Origin of the sequence: Streptosporangium sp. NPDC000095 (assembly GCF_042899335.1) — a bacterium.
GTDB lineage: Bacteria > Actinomycetota > Actinomycetes > Streptosporangiales > Streptosporangiaceae > Streptosporangium.
Window position 1 is genome coordinate 53,989 of record NZ_JBIAZS010000029.1, and the last position, 21,977, is coordinate 75,965.

A 21,977-nucleotide genomic window follows, 5' to 3' on the forward strand; every position below is an offset into this window, starting at 1 on the left:
CAAGCGAACGTCCCGCCGAGGGTGACCGCCCGCGTTACGAAACGTCCTTCAGGAGACTGTTCGGGGCGTCATCCGAAGTCCCCGAACGCGGGGTAGCCCGGCAGCGGGGGGACGTCCCAGCCACCGGCCACGTCCCGGAGCAGCAGCCGCATCGTCTCCGCGAAGGCCGGGAACTCCTCCAGGGTGCTCGCCGTCTCCCAGCGGTGCCTCAGCAACTGCCGCAGCGTCGGGACCGGACGCCGGGTCCTGTGGATCGGCTCGTCCTTCGCCATGCGCGGGATCAGGTTGGCCGTCATATACACCGTCCAGAGCGCGACCGCCCGCCGGATCCCTGGCTGCCAGATCTCGTCCTCGACCAGCTGCGGGTACACCGTGACGACCTCCGCGCGGTAGGTCTCCTCGATCTTCTCCGCCAGACCGGCGGGCAGCGTGAAGACGCACCAGCAGGTGGCGAAGGGCATCCGGCAGTACGCGGCCGTCATGAAGACCGGCAGGTAGCAGGCCGACTCGAAGTCGATGAGTCGCAGGCCGTCCGGGGTGAGCAGGTTGTTGTCCGGGCAGGTGTCGCCGGGGGTGAAGGCGAGATACTCGTCCGCGCCCGTCGCCGCGATCCGTTCCAGCTCCCCGGCCAGCTCCGGCGGCGCCTCGACGCCGATCCCGGCGAGCGCCGCGGGGAATTCGGCCGCGTACCGGAGGAGCCACGGCTCCTCGTCCCAGGACGGCACGCCCATGCCGTACCCGGCGGACAGGGCGGCCAGGTCGGCGCGCCGGTGAACCGACGCGGCGGCCAGTCGCCCGAGCCCGCGTGCCCAGGCCGACAGGCCGTCCAGGGCGGCCTGCGGATCGTCGCCGAGCAGCACGTCCGCCAGTGTCGGCGCGAACCCGAGGTCCTCCATCACCAGCAGCGGGATCGAGTCGTCCACGCCCAGCAGCTCGGGACCGGCCAGCCGCAACGAGAGCCCGGCCGCCTCGGCGGTGAACGCGCGCAGGTCATCGGGCTCCGTGCCGTACTTCTTGACGACGACACTGCCGCCGGAAGCCGTCCGGCAGCGCAGGACGACAGTGCGCGGGCTGCCGCCGAGGTCCACCGGGTCGGACAGCTCGGTTCCCATCACGTCACCGGCGGCGCGCAGGATCGCATCCATCCCGACATCCTGCATCATCCGTCTCCGGACCGGTCTCATCGCGGCGGTCGAGGTCGCCGGTGTGAGCGGGGCAGGTGTCAGCCCCTCCCTGGGGTGTGGCGCTCCGGTCTTCGGGCCGGCCTCATCGCGGCGGTAAGGTCGCCGGTATGAGCGGTGTACGGGTGGTGCTGCTCGGGGGAACGTCGAACGTCGGGAAGTCGACCATCGGCCGGGCGGTGGCCGACCGGCTCGGTTTCGAGTGCCTGTCGACGGACAAGCTCGCGCGGCACCCCGGACGGCCCTGGCGGACCCCGGAGTGGGAGGTGCCGGCGCACGTCGCCGAGCACTACAGAACGCTCACGGTCGACGAGCTGATCGCGTCCGTGCTCGGCCACTACGAACGGCTGTGGCCTCGCATCGAGGAGCTGATCACGGCCCGTTCGTCCGGCACCGGCACGGGCCTGGTCCTGGAGGGGTCGGCGCTCTGGCCCACCCGTGTCGCGGAGCTGAACGTCTCGCACACGGCCGCCGTGTGGCTCACCGCGGACGACGCCGTCGTGCGTGCTCGGGTGCGCGCGGCCGGCCGCTACGAGGTGGCGACCGGCGACGAACGACACTTGATGGACAGTTTCCTTGCCCGCACGGAGCGTTATCAGTCGCTCATGCTGGAGGTCGTCGACAGGCTGGGGCTGGATCGCATCGACACGGGTGGTGGCCGGTCCGTCGCGGAGCTGGTCGACTCGGTGCTCTCGGTGGTCAGCGTCCAGAACGCCGTGGGGCGATCGTCCTCTGAACGCTGACCATGCCGGCGCGGTGAGCCGATCGCCCCGCCGGACGGTCACGGTGGACCGCTCGCCCCGCGGGACGGCGACCGCGCCGACGCGGTTCTCCGCGTGGACGCGGGGCAGGGCGGGGCGTGGACATGGGACGGAGCGGCTGTTGACCAGGTGTGCCGAGAGGGGTCACCCCCGCGTCACACGGGTCCGGGAGTAGGCGTACGGCCGCGAGGGCGGCGTGGCCGGGATGCGCCGAGCGGGTGGCAGGTCCCAGCGGGCGAAGACCACCTTTCCACCGCCCGGTGAGGGGTGGTGGCCCCATTCGTCGGCGCACATGCCGACGAGCAGCAGGCCCCGGCCGCTCTCGTCGTCCTCCCCCGCCTCGGTGACCTCGGGCGAGTCGTCGGAGCTGTCCCACACCTCCACGCGCAGGCCCTCGGTGGTGAGGTGGAGCCGCAGGAGGATCGGGTACGGGCCGGCGGTTCGCGGGTGGCCGCTGCCGGGCGGTCGGTCGGAGGTGTGCGGGTGGCCGGGCACGGGTGAGTGGCCGGAGGCGTGCGGGTGGCCTGGAGCCGGTGGGTGGGTGTAGCCGTACGGGACCGGCGGGGTCGCGGTGGCCTTGATGGCGTTGGTGGTCATCTCGGAGACGACCAGGACGCAGAGCTCGGACAGCTCCTCCAGGCCCCATGTCCGCAGTTGCGCGCGGGTGAAGTCGCGTGCCTGGGAGGCCGCGACCGGCTGCGCCACCAGCCGCAACTCGTTCGTGTCCAGAGTGTCCAGGGAGTCCGGGGAGCCTTGGGAGTCCGGGGACAGGTGGTCGGCGGCGTCCGGATCAGGGTGAAACGGTGAGTGCATCGGTCCCAGCCGTTCGACGGGGAGCACGGTCATTGCTGGCTCCAGGGAGGTTCAACGGAGATTCGGTCGCGCGTCCCCGGCGCAGGAAGGGACGCCCCCGCCCGAGCGGTGAGACCACATGGATCCGACGGCTCCGGCGTTGTCTCAAGCCTGCTGCACGGAGTGTGCAGGAAACAGGCGACGGCAGCGAGTCTGTTCGTCACCCTGAGGGGCCATCTCGTCTCGTAGAGCGACGACGCGGCAAGTAGCGGCGATCTGGTCGCCGGTTTCTGTACTCGGTAGTCACCGAACGTGATTGACCAGTAACGTTCAGCCCGAAGAATTGCCGCCGGAGAACCCGCCGGGAGGGGCTGAGACGATGCCACGTGCACCGCGCAGCGTCAAGCAGCAGATGGACGCCTTCAGCGCTGAGCTTCGCGAACGTGGTTGCACGTGGGCCGAGGTCGCCGCTGAGTTCAAGCTACGTTGGCGCCTGAACTCCCGCCAGGGCTTCCGTGAGGCGCATCGCCTGACACAAGCCAAGGTCTGCCATCTATGGAACGAATACTGGCCGAACGAGCCACTGACGACCCGGAAACTCGGGTCGTGGGAAGCGTGGCCCGGCCCCACCGGCAACGAGCCGCCGATCGCCGGGCTCAACCGGCTGGCACGCATCTACCAGTGCCGCACCGCCGACCTGGTCGACGGTGAAGATCACCGCGATGCCGACGAGCACAACGCGGCGGCCGTCCGGTCCCGGGGGCGGGCGCTGGTGGCGGCCGGGGCGGCGGGCAGCCTCGATCCCGAGGACATCCAGGGGGTGCTGGCGGCCCTGCCCACCCTGTCCATGGGACCCGTGCCGTTCGGGACGCCGCGCGACGAGGAGTACGACGCCCTGGTGCAGGCGCTCGCCCGGTGGGCGGCGGCGATGAAACGACGCGACGTCCTGGCCCTGATCAGGGCCGCCGCGGCGGCGGCTGCGGCCTCTCCGCTGCTGGACAGGCTCAACGGCGACGAGCTCGACCGGCTCGCACTGATCGCCGCGGAACCGTCCCGGGTGGACGAGGCCACCGTCGCTCACATCGACGCCGTGCTGCACCACTGCATGCGCCAGGAGGACACCCTCGGCCCGCAGTCGGTGCTGGGGACCGTGCTCGCACAGCACCACCTGGTGCGTTCGCTGATCCCGGCCGCGTCGACCGACGAGGTGCGCGACCGGCTGCTGTCGCTGCTGGCCAACATCTGCAGGTTCACCGCCTGGGTGCTGTTCAACCTCAACGACTTCAACGGGGCGAACCACTACTACGAGCAGGCCAAGTCGGCCGCGCACCAGGCCGACAACGACGCGATGAACAGCTTCGTCCTGGCCAACTGGTCGCAGCTCGCGACCTGGCGGGGCGACCCCAGGCAGGGGGTCGAGCACGCGCTGGGTGCGCTGGCCTGGGGGCAGCGCGCCAACAGCAAGCTGCTGGTGTCGTACGCGTGTGACGTGGGGGCCCGCGCCTACTCGGCGGTGTTGCGCCGCTCGGGCAAGAGCGACCGTCACAAGGACCATGCCCGGTGCATGACCAGCCTCGACCAAGCCCGCCGCGAGCTGGGTCACGCGGGCGAGGGCGACGTGGGGGCCGAGTTGCTCTACTTCTACGGCGACGGGCAGTATCTGTCGACCAAGACCAAGTGCCTGCTGGACATGGACGACACCCAGACCGCGATCGAGATGGCCGCCCGGTCCCTGACCCGGATCGATCCGGCGTTCGTCCGCAACATGGCGTTCATCCACCTGGATCTGGCGCGCGGGCACCTGCGGCTGCGCGCCATCGACGAGGCGTGCGAGCAGATCGGTGAGGCCGCCCGTCTGACCTGTAGAAACACCTCGCCGCGGCTGGCGCGCTCGGTGGTGGAGGTCCGCGAGACGCTGAATCCGTGGGCGAGGACCCGTCAGGTCGTCGCCCTGGACGAGAAGCTGCACGCCTTCCAGCTCATCGCCTGACGGCTTCCCGCCCATCGGCTGACCGTTTTGGTCCTTCGCCGTACGACTCGCACGGTTCTTCGCCTGACGGGTCGGGTTCATCGCCGCACGGCCTGCGGCTCTCCGTCTGACGGGTCGGGTTCATCGCCTGACTGCTCGCGGTTCTTCGTTCGACGGCCTGCGGTTCGTCGCGGTCGATCAGCGCGTCACGGGCGTTCACGGTCGATCGACGTACGCCGGGCGTCCGTGATCGATCAGCATGTCCGGGGCATCTTCTCCAGCACCAGGATCTCGAAGACGGGGGCGGGGATCGGCGGGTCCATCAGCTTGTGGGACACCTTCCGCCATCCCCACCTCCGGTATATCTCGCGGGTCCTCACGGCCTTGGGCTGCACCGAGAGGGTGGCCCGTTCGGTCCCGGAGGCCGAGAGCAGTTGGTCGTGGATCCGGCGCCCGACTCCGGCGCCCCGCCACTCGGGCAGCACTCCGTAGTCGATGAGGGCGAACGTCCTGGTCCCGGTCTCGGCCGCGAACTCCTCGTCGACCGGGTCGGCCAGCGTGCTCCACCAGCGGGTGTCGGCGGGCAACGGGTATCCGTACCCGAACCCGATGAACTCCGGTCCGGATCGCGCGGTGGTGAGCCGGAACCCCGGCCGCTCGGCCAGCTTGGGAAAGTAGGAGCGCTGGTTGGCGAACTCGGCGGCGTCCCCGTCGAAGGGCGGCAGCGAGAACACCGCCTCGTACAGATCACAGATCGTCCCGGCCAGGGCGAGCGCCTCTCCGCGTCCGTGTGTCTCTATGGTCATCTCGTCGGTGGTGGGCGTGTCGGCCATGCCTGTCTCCTCTCGCCGCCCTCCCCCGAAGGGCTCTTTACCCGTGGACGCGCACGGTAGCCACTCCGGTTCACCCGGAGGGGAGCGCTCACGCTCGCACGGTGATTTCATCACTTGTTGACTTCCTGTTGCCTCCGGCTTACCGTTGTGGCGACGCATTAGTTGCAGTGATGCAAGGAGTTGTCCGGTGGACCCCGTGGACGGCGCGGAGCGCGATCGGCTGGCCGACGACATCGGTGATCTCCGGCGGGCGCTCATCCCCGGCCTGCTGCTCCACCTGCTGAGCGGGTTCGAGGGCGACGAGCCCTCCATGATCCAGGTCGCCACGCTCTACACCCTCGACGTCCCGGCTCCCCCGACGCTCCGCGAACTCGCCGGGCGCGTCAGCCGGTCCGTCTCGGCCACCAGCCGCCTGGTCGACCAGCTCGTACGGCGCGGGCTGGCCGACCGCCGGGAGGACCCCGGTGACCGGCGGGTGCGGCGGATCGCCCTCACCCCGGCCGGAGCGGAGTTCCTGCGCACGTTCGAGCGCGTCCGTGCCGACGCCCAGCTCGAAGTCATGGCCTATCTGACCGCCGGAGAACGCGAGCTCGTGATGCGGGCCACGACGCTTCTCGGCGAAGCCTCAAGGAGACGCGCCCATGCCCGACCCCCTCATCCTGACGTTTGACGACATCGGGGCGGAGATGCTGCCCCTCGTCGGCGGCAAGGCCGCCAATCTCGGCGTGCTCACCACCGCCGGACTTCCCGTTCCCCCCGGTCTGTGCGTCACCACCGAGGCGTACCGCAGGGTCACCGAACGAGCCGGGCTGGAGGACGTGCTCGCGGCCCTCGCCACCACGTCCGCCGGGGACGTCCCCGCCCTGAACGCCCTGGCCGCGAAGGCTCGTGAGCTCGTGCTCGCCGCGCCGGTCCCCGACGACATCGCGAGCGCCGTACGCGACAGTGCGACCGGTCCCGTCGCGGTCCGCTCCTCCGCGACCGCCGAGGACCTGCCGGACGCCAGCTTCGCGGGGCAGCAGGACACCTACCTCAACGTGATCGGTGCAGACGCCGTGCTGGACGCGGTCCGGCGCTGCTGGGCCTCCCTGTGGACGGACCGGGCCGTCGCCTACCGGGCCGCGAACGGCATCGACCACGGCGCGGTGCGCCTGGCGGTGGTCGTTCAGGAGATGATCCAGTCGGAGGTGGCGGGGGTGATGTTCACCGCCAACCCGGTCACCGGGCGGCGGCGCGAGGCGGTGATCGACGCCGGTCCCGGGCTCGGCGAGGCCGTGGTCTCCGGCGCGGTCAACCCCGACCACTTCGTGGTCGACACCGCCACCGGCGAGATCACCGAGCGTCGCCTCGGCGACAAGCGGCTCGCCGTACGGTCGCTGCCGGGCGGCGGCGTCGAGCACGTCGAGGCGCCCCCCGTGAATCCCGCGTCCCGGGCGGGCTCCGCCGAGGACGCCTGCGTCACGGACGCGCAGGTGCGGGCGCTGGCCGAACTCGGCGACCGGGTCGAGCGGCACTACGGAGCGCCTCAGGACACCGAGTGGGCGATCGACGCCGATGGTGTCCTGTGGCTGACCCAGTCGCGTCCCATCACCACGCTCTATCCGATTCCCCGTCACGCGGAGCCGTCCGCGAGCCCGCCGCTCGTGGCGGGTCGCGCGAACACCGGCGGTGCGGGCGCGGGAGAAGGCGGCGCGCCGGACGAGCCGCCCGGCGAAGGCACCCGGATCTACTTCTGCTTCAGCCTCGCCCAGGGGCTCTACCGGCCGATCACCCCCATGGGCATGTCGGCCTTCAGGCTGCTGTCGTCGTCGGCGATGGAGATCGTGGGGATCCCGGTGACAGACCGGGTGGCCGGTGCCCCCGTCGTCGCGGAGTCGGGCGGGCGGCTTTTCTTCGACATCACCGGCTTCATGCGCGGCAGGGTGGGCCGCGTCGCCTTCCCGAGGTTGCTCGACGTGATGGAGGCGAGGTCGGCGAAGGTGCTGCGCGGGCTGCTCGACGATCCCCGGTTCAGCGTCATCCAGCCCTCGCTCCGCCCGCCTCTGCGCCGGGCGGTGCGGATCGCGTCCCGCTTCCGCGCCCCGCGACGCGCTGTAAAGGCCCTGCTCAACCCCGCGGCGGCGCACCGGGACGTGGAACTGCTGAACGCGCGCCTGCGCGGAGGGCTGAGCGCGCCCGAGGGCTCCACCCCGATCCAGCGTCTCGACCACGTCGAACGGGTGCTGAGCCGCCAGATCTTCCCGCTGCTGCCGACGATCGCTCCGGCCGCGGTGGCCGGGTTCGCGATGCTCGGTCTCGCCGCCAAGGCGCTGGGGGAACGGGCCAGGCCGGGCGAACTGCAGACGGTCCTGCGCGGGCTGCCGCACAACGTGACCACCGAGATGGATCTCGCGCTGTGGCGGGTGGCCGTCCGCGTCCGCGAGGACCGCGAGGCCACCTCCCTGCTGCTGGGCACTCCCGTCGCCGAGCTGACCGAGCGTTTCCGTGCCGGATCGCTTCCCGGCGTGGTGCAGAAGGGCCTGGCGGACTTCCTCGCCGTCTACGGCGTCAGGGCCGTCGCCGAGATCGACCTCGGGCTGCCGCGCTGGTCGGAGGACCCGACCCACATCATCGGCGTTCTCGCCAACTACCTGCGGCTGGAGGACCCGGCCCTCGCTCCCGACGCGCTGTTCGCCACGGGCGCCGCCGAGGCCGCCCTGATGATCAAGACCTTGAGCGGGCGCGCCGGAGGGCTTCGCGGGCGCTTCGTCCGCTTCGCGCTCGGCAGGACCCGGGCACTGGCGGGTCTGCGGGAGATGCCCAAGTACGCCCTCATCACCGCCCTGGCCGCGATGCGGGCCGAGCTGCTCGCCGTCGGTGTCGAGCTGGCGGCGCGCGGGCTGCTCGCCGATGCCGACGACGTCTTCTTCCTCACCTTCCGCGAGGCCAGGCAGGCCCTCGACCTCCCCTCGTCCGGCGGGGCCACGCGTCCCACACCGGCGGAGCTCGTGGCGCGGCGGCGCGAGGAGGCCGCCCGTGAGCTGCGCCGCAGGCACGTCCCCCGCGTCCTGCTGTCGGACGGCACCGAGCCGGAGGCCGTCGGCGTACCGGCACCGGTGGACGGTGCGCTGACCGGCACCCCGGCCTCGGCCGGCACCGTCACCGGTGTCGCGAGGGTCGTCCTCGACCCGGTCGGCGCGCACCTGGAACCCGGGGAGATCCTGGTCTGTCCCTCCACCGACCCCGGCTGGACCCCGCTCTTCCTCACGGCGGGCGGCCTGGTGATGGAGATGGGCGGCGCCAACTCCCACGGTGCCGTGGTGGCCCGTGAGTACGGCATCCCCGCGGTGGTGGGGGTGAGGGGGGCGACCGAGCACATCGTCACCGGCCAGGAGATCACCGTCGACGGCGCCTCCGGCGCCGTCCTCGCCATCGTGACCGTCACCTGAGCGCGGGCTCGGCTCCAGCCGGGGGCGACCCCACGGGCCGTCGCGGCGACCGGCGGGAAACGCCCCGTCGCAGCCGTGCTCCGGCGGGGCACAGCCGGGAGCCGAGACCCGGGGGCGGGTGCCGAGGCCCGGGCGAGTGCCGAGACCGCGTTCCGGGATCAGGGCACGGGCGCGGGAGGGATCTCCCCGGAGCCTCGGACGATCAGCCGGGTGGGGACGACGACCGTCCTGGCCCTGGAGCGCTCCCCGTCCAGCCGGCCCTTCAGCAACCCGGCGGCGGCCCTGCCGATGGCCGCGGGGTCCTGGGCCACGACGGTGAGGGCGGGCTTCAGCACCTCGGCGAGTGGCAGGTCGTCGAAGCCGACCAGGGCGACGTCCCCGCGGCCGAGCCGGGCGAGTCCGAGGATCGCGCCGGTCGCGGCGACGTTGTTCGCCGCGAAGACCGCCGTCGCCGGGTCCTCGCCGCCGACCAGCCTGGTGACGGCCGCCGCGGCGGTCTCGTGGTCGTGCCCGGTCTCCACGAGGGTCCGGTCGAAGCCGATCCCGGCCGCGGCGAGCGCGTCGCGGTAGCCCAGGAACCTCTCCCTGCGGGTGTGGAGCACGGGCAGGTCTCCGACGAAGGCGATCCTCCGGTGACCGTGGGCGATCATGTGCGCCACCCCCGTACGGGCGCCCTCGCGGTTGGAGCTGACGACGGAGTCGGCGGTCAGCCCCGAGGCGAGGCGGTCCAGGAACACCAGGGGCAGCCCCGCGGCCCGCTCCGCGCGCAGGTGGCGGTGGTCGCTTCCCGCGGAGGGCACCACGATGAGCGCGGTGACCCTCCTGGCCAGGAGGGTCGAGATGAGCGCGCGTTCCCGTTCGGCGGTCTCGTCGGAGGAGCCGACGATCAGGGTGAGACCCCGGGCCCGTACCTCGTTCTCCAGACTTCCCGCGACCGTGCCGAAGAACGGGTTGCCCATGTCGGGGATGACGAGCCCGACCGTGGAGTCCCGGGCGCCCACGCGCGTGTTCCTGGCCATGAGGTTGGGCTGGAACCCGAGCCTTCCCATCGCCTCCAGGACGCGCTCTCTGGTCTCCCTGGCCACCGGGCCGTCGTCGTTGACCACCCGTGAGACGGTCTTCGCCGTCACGCCGACCTCGCGGGCCACGTCCGTCATGGTGGCGCGGCGAACCTTGGGCATGGATCACCGCTCCTCGTGTTCGGCTCGTCGGTTTGTCGGCGGCACGGCGCCGCGAACAGGCTAGCCCCGTTTCCCGCGCGTGCCGTGTCGTCGCGAGCGAGCGGCCGTGCCCGGTCCGGGGCGACGGGTGATCGCACCGGGCCGATGGAGGTCAGGTACGAAACGGCGAGCCGGCCGCGCCTTTCCCCCACGGCCGGCCGACGTGGTCGTGACGGCGCGAGCACCGGTCTCGAACACCCCGCCTGTCGCCGGGCTTCGATGTCAACGTTGACACATGTCAACGTTGACATCCATTGCCACGGATGATGGACTCCCCGGCGGGAAACGTCAATCCCACCGCCGCGACGAACCGGCGATCCGGCCGAAGCGCCCAGGCGAGTCTCCTCGAAAGCGTCTCCAGAAAAGGCAGGGACCATGCCCTCCACCCAGATCGCCGTGCTCGGCGAGTGCGTCGCCGACGCGTTCACCGCCGCCAGTTCGGAGAACGAGCTCACCCTGCGCGTTCTCCCAGGTGGCGGGCCCGCGAACACCGCGGTGGCCCTGGCGCGCCTGGGCACCCCCACCCGCTTTCTCGGACGCCTGTCGGGCGATTCCTTCGGCGCCCTGTTCCGCGCGCACCTCACCGCCTCGGGGGTCGATCTCGGCGGCTGTGTCGCCGCCGTGGAGCCGAGCACCCTGGCGGTGGCCACCCTGGACGAGTCGGGACAGGCCCGCTACTCCTTCCACGCCAACGGTGCCGCCGACTGGGGGTGGAGCGCGGCGGAGCTCACCGCGGGACGGATCGGCGACGTCTCGTGCCTGCACACCGGCTCGCTCGCCCTGGTCCGTGCGCCGGGCGCGGCGGCCGTCGAGGAGGCACTGGCGGCGGCCGCCGCCCACGCCACGATCTCGATCGACCCCAACGTGCGGACCGCGCTCGTCGACGCGGCCGTCTACACCGAGCGGATGCCCCGGTGGTGCACGCTGGCCGACATGATCAAACTGAGCGACGACGACCTGGAGCACATTCACCCCGGCGAGCCCGTCGAGCGGGTCTGCGACACCTGGCACGACGCCGGGGTCCGTCTGGTCGTGGTGACCCGCGGCCCGCGGGGGGCGCTGCTGTCCGTCGACGGTGAGCGCGCCACGGTCCCCACCCCGCCCACGAAGGTCGTCGACACCGTCGGCGCCGGTGACTCCTTCACCGCCGGGCTCCTGCACCGACTGGACGCCTCCGGCCTGCTCGGCGGGCGGCTCGACCGGCTCGATCTCGACCTGGCGGTGGACGCCGCGACCTTCGCCGCCCGGGTCGCCTCGCTCACCTGCTCGGTGGCCGGCGCCAACCCCCCGTGGGCGGGCGGGCCCGACGGGCTTGTCGCCTCTCGCCCCTGAAACCCTCTCGTCCCCGAGACCCTCTCACCTCTGAAACCCTCTCGCTCCTGAAACCCTCCGCGCCAGACCCCCGTGAGCACGACGAGGCCGAGCGGGGGCGGCGACCTGGGATCCGGCGGCCGAGTCCACACCGCGGTCGCCGGACGACCAGGGGGATCCAGCGAGCGGTTTTCCAACGGTCATCACCGAATGTCATTTACAGACTCGCAAAAACCCCGTAACCCTCGCAGGCGATCCCGCACGATCTGATTCGGGCCGTACATGCAAAAACCCCACCAACAGCGGACGTAAGCACCGCCTTGGGGGCATTGCGCTCGAAGGGAAAGACATGCGCTTACATGCGCAATTCAGGACACGGACTCTCGTCGGAGCCGTGACCGCCGCGATGATCTCCACCATGCTCTTCGCGGGCTCCGCCCACGCCGACCCGCCCGTCTCCGGAACCGGTGAAGACGGCGCCTGGTCGATCGAGACCCTCGACGGTGGCTACAAGATCACACTTCGACTCGCCGAGCCGCTTCCGGTACGGGACGCCATACCGGAACTCGCCGTCGACGGCACCTCCCTCGGCCCCGCCGTGGAGTCGCCGGACGGCACGACCCTGACGGTGACCACGACCGACCCCGGCGTCTCCGGTGCGACGTCCGTCGACGTGGCCTGGAACGGAGAAGTCCCCTCGGAGCCCGCCCCCACCGGGAGGATCGCTCCCGAACCGGCGCCCTCCCGGCCGGGGAAGCCGGGTACCCCCGCTCCGCCGGTCGACCCGGCGGCTCCCGGGCGCTACACGGTCGTCCACGACGAGTACGACCTCGGCGACACCGCCATCACCCTGGCCGGCCTCGGCGGCAGGCAGGCCGAGATCCGCGCGAAGACGTATCTGCCGAAGGAGGCCACCGGCAGGCTTCCCCTGGTCGTCTTCCAGCACGGCCGCCACTCCGCGTGCTACAACCCCGTCACGCGCCAGACGTCGAACACCACCTGGCCGTGCCCGGCAGGGCAGCAGCCGATCCTCAGCTTCACCGGGTACGACGGCCCCGCCGACGTGCTCGCCAGTCACGGGTACGCCGTCGTGTCGGTCAGCGCCAACGGCGTCAACGCCGCCGACAACCCGTTCAGCGAGGACCGGGGCGCGCTCGCGCGCGGCGAGGTCGTCATGCGCCATCTCGACCTGCTCGCCGACGCGACGAAGGGGAAGGGCGAGGCCAAGATCGTCGAGCTTTTCAAGGGCCGTCTCGACATGGACGACGTCGGCCTGATGGGCCACTCGCGCGGAGGTGAGGGTGTTGTCAAGGCGGCGCTGCTCAACGCCGGGCGCCCCAAGCCGTACGGGATCAAGGCGGTCCTTCCGCTCGCGCCCACCGACTTCGCCCGTGCGACCCTGCCCAACATCCCGATGTCCGTCTTCCTGCCGTACTGCGACGGGGACGTCTCCAACCAGCAGGGACAGCACTTCTACGACGACTCCCTGTACGCCTTCGAGAAGGACGAGGCGTTCCGTTCCTCACTCATGATCATGGGAACGAACCACAACTTCTTCAACACCGAGTGGACGCCGGGCGTGGCCGTCGCGCCGGCGTCCGACGACTGGAGCAACCGGAACGACCCGGTGTGCGGCAGCACGGCCGCCCCCGGCCGGCTCACCCCGGCCGAGCAGTACGCGGTGGGCACGGCCTACATCGCCGGGTTCTTCCGTCTCGTCCAGGGCAAGGAGCACGCGCTGCTCCCGCTGTTCGACGGCAGCGGTGCCGTTCCCGAGTCCGCCGGGCGTGCGGTCGTCCACACGGTCGCGCAGGCCGAGTTCGACAAGCGCGTCGATGTGGCTCCCTTCACCTCGCCGTCGTCCCCCTTCACCGTCTCCGGCGCGGCGACCGGCGTGATCTGTGCCGGCATGCTGGACCGCTCGCCGCAGAGCGGCCTGCCCACCTGCGCCACCAGGCTGACCACGTCGCAGGCACCGTCCTGGACACCCGCGACGTACGCCGGAAACGTCACCGCCACGCCGGTCCTGCGGTTCTCCTGGACCGACACCAGCGGCGAGGTGAGCGTTCCGCTGCCCCCGGGGTCGCGGAACGTCAACGGCCGCGACGCCCTGACCTTCCGCGCCGCCCTCGACGAGAACGCGACAGGGAACGTCGACCTGGCGGTCACCGTCGTCGACGGCCGCGGCAGGACCGGCACCGTGCCGGTCTCCGGCGTGAGTGACGCCCTCACGCCGTTCCCCGGTACGACCTCGCCGCTGCCCAAGACGTGGCTGCGGACGGTGCGCATCCCGACGTCGTCCTTCGGCGAGGTCAACCTGCGTGACGTGCGAGAGGTCCGCCTCACCGGCGCGAGCCCGACCGGCGGCGTGTACCTGGGCGACCTCGCGTTCTCCGACGTCCGCGTGGGCAAGTCCGAACTGGACGAGTTGCCGCAGGTCTCGCTGCAGAGTCTCACGGTCCCCGAAGGGAACGGTCCCGGCGTCGCCACCATGACGCTGACGCTCTCGGGGCGGAGCAAGAAACCGGTGACGGTCAACGTCCAGTCGATCGTCACCGGCGTCGCGCCGGTGATCACGGCGCTGGCCCAGCAGGTCGTCATCCCCGTCGGGGCGAGGTCGGCCACCTTCCAGGTGCCGATCGTGGGCGACACCACACCGGCGACGACCGCCCAGTCATACCAGGTGGTCGCGTCCGTGCCGACGAACGCGACGATCGGAAACGGGTTCGCCCGCCTCGTCGTCACCGACGACGACGCGCTCTGACCTCGAACACAACCGGTACCAACGAAGCGGGCACGGCCATCGGGCCGTGCCCGCTTCGTTCGTGCCCGTCCTCGTGGGTCCGGCGGGCACCCTGCCCGGCGGGGCCGCTGCGACCTCCTCGGTCGGCCCGTCCCCTCGGCGGCTCGACGCGGTGCGGGCGCCGGGACCGCGGGGGTCTCAGCGGCTCCACGTGGCCCGGCCGGAGCCGGGAGCGTCCGGCCCGGAGGAGACGCGCGGCGAGAAACGTAACAGTACGTAACATGAGGCAGCTCTCTCACCTGCACATACGCGAAGATGTCAACTCGTTACCTCGCAACAAGGTGCACACCGGACACTCGCGTGTTACAAACCTCATTAGTTGATTGCCGAGACAAAAGAAGGCGGTGGCACGCGTGACCCACGGGTACAGCGTCACCCACGCGACCGGCACCGCCTTGCCGACCAGCTCCCCCATGGTGCGCCAGACAAACCTCTCCCTGGTCCTGCGCCACCTGCGCGACAACGTGTCCCAGTCCCGGGCCGACATCGCGGAGGCGACCGGCCTGCACCGGGCCACGGTCTCCAACCTGGTGTCCGAACTGCTCGACCGGCGACTGGTCCGCGAGGTCGACACCGAGCACGTCGGCGCGATCGGCCGCCCACGGCGGCCCCTGGCCCTGCACGGCACGCACGTCGGCGCGCTGGGCCTGGAGATAAACGTCGACTACATCTCGGTCCACGGATCCGACCTCAGCGGCCGGGTCCTGGTGGAGCGCCGGATCGGCTTCGACGCGATCGCCGGCGGACCGGATCACGCGCTGCGCATGCTCGGCCGGATGGCCCTGGAGGCCATCGAGGCGATGAGACTCGCCGGAGCCGTCCCCGCCGGTCTCGGGGTGGCGGTCCCCGGCCTGGTCGACGTGGCGCGTGGCGTCGTCACGTTCGCCCCCAACCTGGGCTGGCACGACCTGCCCCTCGCGGAACGCCTCTCCGACGCGCTCGGCACGGGGAACGTTCCAGTTTCGGTGGACAACGACGCCAACCTCGCGGCCGTGGCCGAGCACACCGTCGGCGTCGCCGCCGGTACCCCCCACCTCGTCTACCTGACGGGCGAGGTCGGCGTGGGGGGCGGCATCTTCGTCGACGGCAAGCTGCTGCGCGGCGCGGACGGCTTCTCCGGCGAGGTCGGCCACCTGCCGGTCGACCCGGGCGGCATCCGCTGCGGCTGCGGGCGGCACGGCTGTTGGGAGACCAAGGTGGGCCTGGCCGCGCTGGTACGGGCGACCGAGCCGGACCAGGCGCGCAGGCCGGCCGATCTGCCGGTATCCGACCCCGAGGAGCACGCCACGGAGATCGCCAGAGGACTGGTCGCGGGCGACCGGCAGATGACGGACGCGGTCGCACAGGTGGGGCGGTGGCTCGGGCTCGGCGGCTCGATCCTGGCCAACCTGTTCAACCCGCGAGTGATCGTCGTCGGCGGCTACTTCGCCACGCTCGCCGAATGGCTGTTACCCCACGCCCAGGCGGAGCTGGAGCGGCTCGTCGTCGCCGGCTCCGCCAACCGGTGCAGGTTCGTCGCCTCCGATCTCGGCTTCGGAGCCGCCTCACGAGGCGCGGCGAACATGGTGGTCAACCGGCTCATCGACCACCCAACCATGATCACGGATCCGTTACCCCAACTCTCGACCGGCTAACGGATCCCCACAAGCCTGGAGGCGGCACCCTCCAGATCACCGCAGTACCCACCTCATCCCCATGTAACAAGTGGCACCAGCGCGGCGGCGCGCGCTTTGCCTGACGACCCCCCAGTCAGGAAAGGGATCACCATGTCACCACGTTCTCGAACGTGGGCCGGGCTCTCCAAGAGCCTGCCGTTAACAGAAAACCGCTCCCTACGTCGGACGGCTGCGATGATGGCTCTGGCCGTCGTCGCGCCCCTGCTCCCTGTCTTCACATTCCTGACATCACCGGCGAACGCCACCACCGGCTCCGCCTCGACCAGCGTGGCGTCGGCGGCCAACGTCGCCGATCCCGACTTCAAGGTCCTGGTCTTCTCCAAGACCAGCGGCTTCCGGCACGACTCGATTCCCGAGGGAATCGCGGCGGTCCAGCAGCTCGGCCTGGAGAACAACTTCGCGGTCGACACGACCGAGGACAGCGCCAAGTTCACTGACGCCAACCTGGCTCAGTACAAGGCCGTCATCTTCATGTCCACGACCGGCGACCCCGTGAGCACGCCGGACCAGAAGGCCGCCTTCGAGCGCTACATCAAGGGTGGCGGCGGCTACGCCGGCGTCCACGCGGCCTCCGACAGTGGCTACAGCTGGGAGTGGTACGGCAAGCTCGTCGGCGCGTACTTCAAGTCGCACCCGGCGATCCAGCAGGCCACCGTCAAGGTCGAGGACCCCGCGCACCCCTCGACGGCGCACCTGCCGACCTCGTGGACCCGCACCGACGAGTGGTACGACTACACGACCAACCCGCGTGCCAACGTGCACGTGCTCGCGTCGATGGACGAGAAGTCCTACACCGGTGCCACCATGGGCATCGACCACCCGACGGTGTGGTGTCAGGACTACGACGGCGGACGCTCCTGGTACACCGGCCTCGGCCACACCAAGGCGAGCTTCGTCGAGCCGAACTTCCTGAAGATGCTCCTCGGCGGAATCAAGACCGCCGCGGGCGTCGAGAAGGCCGACTGCTCTGCCTCGCAGAGCGGTAGCTTCGAGAAGATCACGCTCGACGACAACACGTCGAACCCGATGATGACCGACATCGCCAAGGACGGGCGGGTCTTCTACATCGACCGCCTGGGCGACGTGAAGGTCATCAAGACCAACGGCTCGACCGTGACGGCCGGTCGTCTGAACGTGTTCACCGCCAACGAGAGCGGTCTGCTCGGCCTGGCGCTGGACCCGAACTTCGCCACCAACAACTGGCTGTACCTCTTCTACTCGCCGGTGGGCCAGAACGTCGACCGGCTGAGCAGGTTCACGGTCAACGGCGACTCGCTCGACTTCTCCAGCGAGAAGGTCGTCCTCGACGTGCCGGTGCAGCGGGCCGAGTGCTGCCACCACGGTGGTGGCATGCTCATGGACCACAAGACGGGTGACCTGTGGCTGGCCACCGGTGACAACACCAACCCGTTCGCCTCGGACGGCTACACGCCGATCGACGAGCAGTCCGGCCGGTCCTCCTGGGACGCCCAGCGCACCTCGGGCAACACCAACGACCTGAGCGGCAAGCTGCTGCGCATCACCCCGAAGCCGGACGGCACCTACACCGTGCCGAGCGGGAACCTGTTCCCCGCAGGCACGGCCAAGACCAAGCCCGAGATCTACGCCATGGGCTTCCGTAACCCGTTCCGCATGGGCCTGGACCCGAAGACCGGCTTCCCGATGGTCGCCGACTACGGACCCGACGCCGGCTCCGCGAATGCCAACCGTGGTCCGCGCGGCACCGTCGAGTGGAACCTGGTCGACAAGCCGGGCAACTACGGCTGGCCGTTCTGCGTGGGCGACAACACCCCGTACAACGACTACAACTTCGCCACCAAGACGTCGGGCGCCGTGTTCAACTGTGCCGCGACGACCAACGACTCGCCCAACAACACCGGTCTGACCACGCTGCCCCCGGCGATCCCGGCGAAGATCTGGTACACCAGCGCCACCAACGCCAACTCCTTCCCGGAGCTCAACGGCGGCGCGCCGATGGCCGGTCCGGTCTACCGCTACGACGCCGACCTCGCGTCGACCGTCAAGTGGCCGGCCTACTGGGACGGCAAGGCGATCTTCGGTGAGTGGAACACGAACAAGATGTTCTCGTTCCAGCTCAACGAGGCCGGCACCGCCCAGATCAAGATCAACCAGATCCTGCGGTCCATGAGCTTCAAGCGCCCCATGGACATCAAGTTCGGTCCCGACGGCGCGCTGTACCTGATCGAGTGGGGCTCCGGCTTCGGCGGCGACAACGCCGACTCCGGCATCTACCGCATCGAGTACACCAAGGGCGTCCGCCCGCCGACGGCCCGCGTCTCCGCGGACAAGACCGACGGCCCGGCCCCGCTCACCGTGCAGTTCTCCAGCCAGGGATCGAGCGACCCGGACGGCAAGCCGCTCACCTACTCGTGGGACTTCGACGGTAACGGCACCTCCGACTCGACCGAGGCCAACCCCTCGCACACCTACACCCAGGCCGGGCAGTACAGCGCGGTCCTGACCGTCAGCAACGCCGACGGCGTCACCGCCACGGCGAACCTGCCGATCACGGTGGGCAACACCCGTCCGACGGTGACCCTCGAACTGCCCCCGAACGGCGGGTTCTTCGAGTTCGGCGACCAGGTGAAGTACAAGATCGTCGTCACCGACCCCGAGGACGGCACGATCGACTGTGACGACGTCCAGATCCAGGCGTACCTGGGCCACGACAGTCACGGTCACCCGCTCGACCAGCACGAGGGCTGTGAGGGCACCATCCAGACGCTGTCCGACAGCGGTCACGGCATCGACGACAACCTGTTCTACATCCTTGAGGCGACCTACACCGACAAGGGTGGCCAGGGTGGCGCTCAGTCGCTGACCGGGCGGGCCGAGGTCATCCTCCAGCCCAAGCGCAAGCAGGCCGAGCACTTCTCGTCGACCGGCCGGGTCGCGGACGGCACCGGAACGGACGCCGCCGGCGTCCAGGCCGAGACGACTACCGACCCTCAGGGCGGCGCCCAGAGCATCGGCTTCACCACCGACGGCGACTTCTGGTCCTACAGCCCGCTCAACCTGAGCGGTATCTCCAAGGTCCGGTTCCGCGTCGCCTCCGGCGGTGCCGGCGGCACGGTGCAGATCAAGGCGGGTAACGCCGACACCGGGACCCTGCTGGGCTCGGTGGACATCGCGCCCACCGGCGGCTGGCAGACGTTCCAGGACGTCACGGTCGACCTGAACAACGTTCCGACGACGACCGGCCCGGTGTTCTTCATCGTGCGCAAGCCGGCGAGCGCGGCCAACGACGCCTACCTGCTCAACTTCAACTGGGTCGACTTCATCGGCCAGGGCGTCACCGACAACCAGCGCCCGACGGTGGACGCGACGGCCACCCCGACCACGGGTATCGCCCCGCTGAAGGTCGACTTCACCTCGACCGCCACCGACCCCGACGACAACACCCCGCTCACCTACAAGTGGAACTTCGGCGTGAACGGCTCGCCGCAGCCGACCACCGCCAACGCGAGCTACACCTACACCGCCCCCGGCACGTACAACGCCACGGTGACCGTGGCCGACTCCAAGGGCGCCTCGGCGAGCAAGACGCTCACCATCAAGGTGGACGCGCCGAACACCAACTGCTTCTCCGGTCGTTCCGACGACTTCCTGGGCACCGAGCTCGACAGGAACCGCTGGTCGGTCATCCGTGAGGACCAGAACCTCAAGGTCGCCGGCGGCAACCTCGTCCTGCCGACCTCGCTCACCGAGATCTACGGCACCGGCGCCGGAACCACGACCAACATCGTGGTCCAGCCGGCACCGCAGGGTGCCTGGACGGCCACCACCAAGGTCACGCTGAACGCCCGCGACGCCTACCAGCAGGCGGGTCTGATCGTCTACGGCGACGACAACAACTACGCCAAGATGGTGCTCCAGGCGCGGGGAACGAACGACCACGCCGCCCGCATCTTCCAGTTCATCCGTGAGGAGAACGGCACGCCCAACGAGGTGACGGACAGCAACACCGCCAACCTCGGGGACGCCTACCCCGACACGGTGTACGTGAGGTTCATCAGCGACGGCACCAACCTCACCGCCCACTACTCCTCGGACGGCACCACCTTCACGGCGATGCCGCAGACCAAGGCCCTCGCCGGGATCAACAACCCGAAGATCGGCCTGCTCTCCCTGGCGAGCACGGGCACCCGCCCGGTGGTCGACGCCTCCTTCGACTGGTTCCAGATCAGCCCCGACGACACCGCGAGCAGGCCGGCGCCGAACGACGAGTTCGACGGCTCGTCCCTCGACACCTGCCGCTGGGACGCGATCGTCCGTCCCGACAGCCCGACCGTCCGGGTGACCGGCGGCCAGCTGGAGATCGACACCACCACGGGTGACATCTACGGCAGCACCAACGGCACTCCGAAGAACTTCATCCTGCAGACGGCGCCGAGTGGCGACTGGACGCTGGAGACGAAGGTCGACGGGTCGGCGCTGAACGAGCAGTACCAGCAGGGCGGCCTGATGGTCTACGGCGACGACGACAACTACGTCAAGCTCGACTACCTCACCGGCAACGCCGCGGGTTCCGCGGTGTCGCGTCGGATCGAGCTGCGCAGCGAGGTCGGCGGGACCGTCCAGAACCCGCAGCCGCAGACCGGCACGCTCACCCAGGGCGTCTGGCACCTGCGTCTGAAGAAGGAGGGCACCACCTTCAAGGGCTCCTACTCCGCCGACGGCACCACGTGGACCGACATCGCGCAGACGGTGGCGAACACCGCCGTCGGCAACGGCAAGATCGGCGTGTTCACCCTCGGCACCGCGCAGCAGGCGTCCAAGACGGTCAAGTTCGACTACTTCCGCCTCACCGGCGGTGGAACGGCCGACACGACCGCCCCGGTGACCACGGCCACCTCCAACCCGGCCCAGCCGGCGAGCGGGTGGTTCACCGGTCAGGTCCTGGTCACGCTGGCCGGCGCCGACGAGGCGCAGGGCAGCGGCGTCGACAAGACCGAGTACCAGCTCGACGGCGGCGCCTGGACCACGTACACCGCGCCGGTCGCCATCACCGGCGACGGCTCGCACTCGCTGGCCTACCGCTCCGTCGACAAGGCGGGCAACGTCGAGGCGACCAAGACGCTCGCCGTCAAGGTCGACGCCAAGGCTCCGACGACGACCTCCACGGTCGGTTCGCAGGACAACGGCGGGGTGCCGGTCACCCTCTCCGCGACGGACGAGACGTCCGGTGTGGAGAAGATCGAGTACTCCCTGGACGGCGGCGACTGGACGCCTTACACCGCGCCGGTGAACGTCACCGGTGACGGCGACCACGAGCTGCGCTACCGCGCCACCGACAAGGCCGGGAACGTCGAGGAGATCAAGACCCAGACCGTCACGGTGTCGGCCGCTCCGACGGTCCAGCTCACCGTTACGGCCCAGGGTCGTTGCATCGGCACCACGGTGCACCTGGCGGTCACGGCCGTCAACAACGGCACCGTGCCCGCCAACATCACCCTGACCACCCCCTACGGCACCAAGACGGTCGCCAACGTGGCCCCGGGCAAGCAGGCCTACCAGTCCTTCAACACCCGGACCGGACAGCTCGCCGCCGGCACCGTCACCACCAGCGGCACCGCCACCATCGGCGGCCAGCCGGTTACCACCGACTACGAAACCGCCTACACCGCGCTCAACTGCGGCTGACCTGACCGGCGGCGACCACGGCGTACGCGCCGCGGTCGCCGCCCTGATCAACCGGGGCCGGCCGACAGACCGGCCGGCCCCGCCCCCCATAAACGGAGCAAGCCCATGAAAACCACCCGCACCACCCGGGTCATCGCCGCGTCCCTGCTCGGCCTCGCCCTCGCCGCCACCGCCGCCCCCGCGATGGCCTCCGCCGACCCCGACGAGGGCATCGAGGTCTCGGTCAACATCGCCCCCGTCCAGACTCCCGGCGAGGTCTCCATGACCGTCGCCGACAACAACGGCGTCACCCTCACCGAGAACGGCACCAACGCCGCCGCCCGCCAGTTCACCGGCACC

At 70.5% G+C, this 21,977-nt stretch carries 13 protein-coding genes; 9 read left to right on the top strand and 4 right to left on the bottom strand.

What is annotated here, in order from left to right; all coding sequences use genetic code 11:
- Nucleotides 1-68: 68 nt before the first annotated feature.
- Nucleotides 69-1,145 carry a hypothetical protein gene (locus ACFY3V_RS37755; protein WP_362905582.1) on the bottom strand — a complete coding sequence of 359 codons (1,077 nt, stop codon included), beginning with the start codon at nucleotides 1,143-1,145 and terminating at the stop codon, nucleotides 69-71.
- 146 nt (nucleotides 1,146-1,291) lie between these two features.
- On the opposite strand from ACFY3V_RS37755, the gene ACFY3V_RS37760 reads away from it, so the two are divergent.
- Complete coding sequence (locus ACFY3V_RS37760) at nucleotides 1,292-1,924, top strand: hypothetical protein (RefSeq protein ID WP_362905584.1); 633 nt, start codon at nucleotides 1,292-1,294, stop codon at nucleotides 1,922-1,924.
- Between the two features lie 162 nt (nucleotides 1,925-2,086).
- Here the strand turns inward: ACFY3V_RS37760 and ACFY3V_RS37765 are convergent, their stop codons facing one another.
- Entirely contained in the window at nucleotides 2,087-2,788 is a 702-nt protein-coding gene (locus ACFY3V_RS37765) for an ATP-binding protein (RefSeq protein WP_389780108.1), read from the bottom strand.
- Nucleotides 2,789-3,113: 325 nt separating this feature from the next.
- Here ACFY3V_RS37765 and ACFY3V_RS37770 point away from each other — a divergent pair, with 325 nt between their 5' ends.
- On the top strand, nucleotides 3,114-4,724 hold the full coding sequence (locus ACFY3V_RS37770; RefSeq protein ID WP_362905588.1) for a hypothetical protein: 1,611 nt from the start codon (nucleotides 3,114-3,116) through the stop codon (nucleotides 4,722-4,724).
- A gap of 233 nt (nucleotides 4,725-4,957) precedes the next feature.
- Here the strand turns inward: ACFY3V_RS37770 and ACFY3V_RS37775 are convergent, their stop codons facing one another.
- Entirely contained in the window at nucleotides 4,958-5,536 is a 579-nt protein-coding gene (locus ACFY3V_RS37775; RefSeq protein ID WP_362905590.1) for a GNAT family N-acetyltransferase, read from the bottom strand.
- Nucleotides 5,537-5,723: 187 nt separating this feature from the next.
- On the opposite strand from ACFY3V_RS37775, the gene ACFY3V_RS37780 reads away from it, so the two are divergent.
- Nucleotides 5,724-6,206, top strand: a complete 483-nt coding sequence (locus tag ACFY3V_RS37780; protein WP_389780111.1) for a MarR family winged helix-turn-helix transcriptional regulator — start codon at nucleotides 5,724-5,726, stop codon at nucleotides 6,204-6,206.
- Complete coding sequence (locus ACFY3V_RS37785; RefSeq protein WP_389780113.1) at nucleotides 6,178-8,964, top strand: PEP/pyruvate-binding domain-containing protein; 2,787 nt, start codon at nucleotides 6,178-6,180, stop codon at nucleotides 8,962-8,964. The genes ACFY3V_RS37780 and ACFY3V_RS37785 overlap by 29 nt, the downstream gene beginning before the upstream one ends.
- Nucleotides 8,965-9,122: 158 nt before the next feature.
- On the opposite strand, the gene ACFY3V_RS37790 is transcribed toward ACFY3V_RS37785, so the two are convergent.
- The gene (locus tag ACFY3V_RS37790; RefSeq protein WP_362905596.1) at nucleotides 9,123-10,145 is read right to left on the bottom strand and encodes a LacI family DNA-binding transcriptional regulator; all 1,023 of its coding nucleotides are present in this window, start codon (nucleotides 10,143-10,145) and stop codon (nucleotides 9,123-9,125) included.
- Between the two features lie 414 nt (nucleotides 10,146-10,559).
- Between ACFY3V_RS37790 and ACFY3V_RS37795 the strand changes: the two genes are divergently transcribed.
- The 5 genes from ACFY3V_RS37795 to ACFY3V_RS37815 all read left to right on the top strand — a co-directional run.
- Nucleotides 10,560-11,516: a carbohydrate kinase gene (locus tag ACFY3V_RS37795; RefSeq protein ID WP_362905598.1), complete on the top strand. Its 957-nt coding sequence runs from the start codon at nucleotides 10,560-10,562 to the stop codon at nucleotides 11,514-11,516.
- A gap of 373 nt (nucleotides 11,517-11,889) precedes the next feature.
- Nucleotides 11,890-14,259, top strand: a complete 2,370-nt coding sequence (locus tag ACFY3V_RS37800) for a hypothetical protein (protein ID WP_389780116.1) — start codon at nucleotides 11,890-11,892, stop codon at nucleotides 14,257-14,259.
- Nucleotides 14,260-14,651: 392 nt separating this feature from the next.
- Nucleotides 14,652-15,932, top strand: coding sequence for an ROK family transcriptional regulator (locus tag ACFY3V_RS37805; protein WP_362905602.1), 1,281 nt, complete (start codon nucleotides 14,652-14,654; stop codon nucleotides 15,930-15,932).
- 216 nt (nucleotides 15,933-16,148) lie between these two features.
- Nucleotides 16,149-21,638, top strand: coding sequence for a ThuA domain-containing protein (locus ACFY3V_RS37810; protein ID WP_389780118.1), 5,490 nt, complete (start codon nucleotides 16,149-16,151; stop codon nucleotides 21,636-21,638).
- A 105-nt stretch (nucleotides 21,639-21,743) separates the two neighbouring features.
- The coding region (locus tag ACFY3V_RS37815) for a hypothetical protein (RefSeq protein ID WP_389780120.1) at nucleotides 21,744-21,977 on the top strand (234 nt) is incomplete at its 3' end.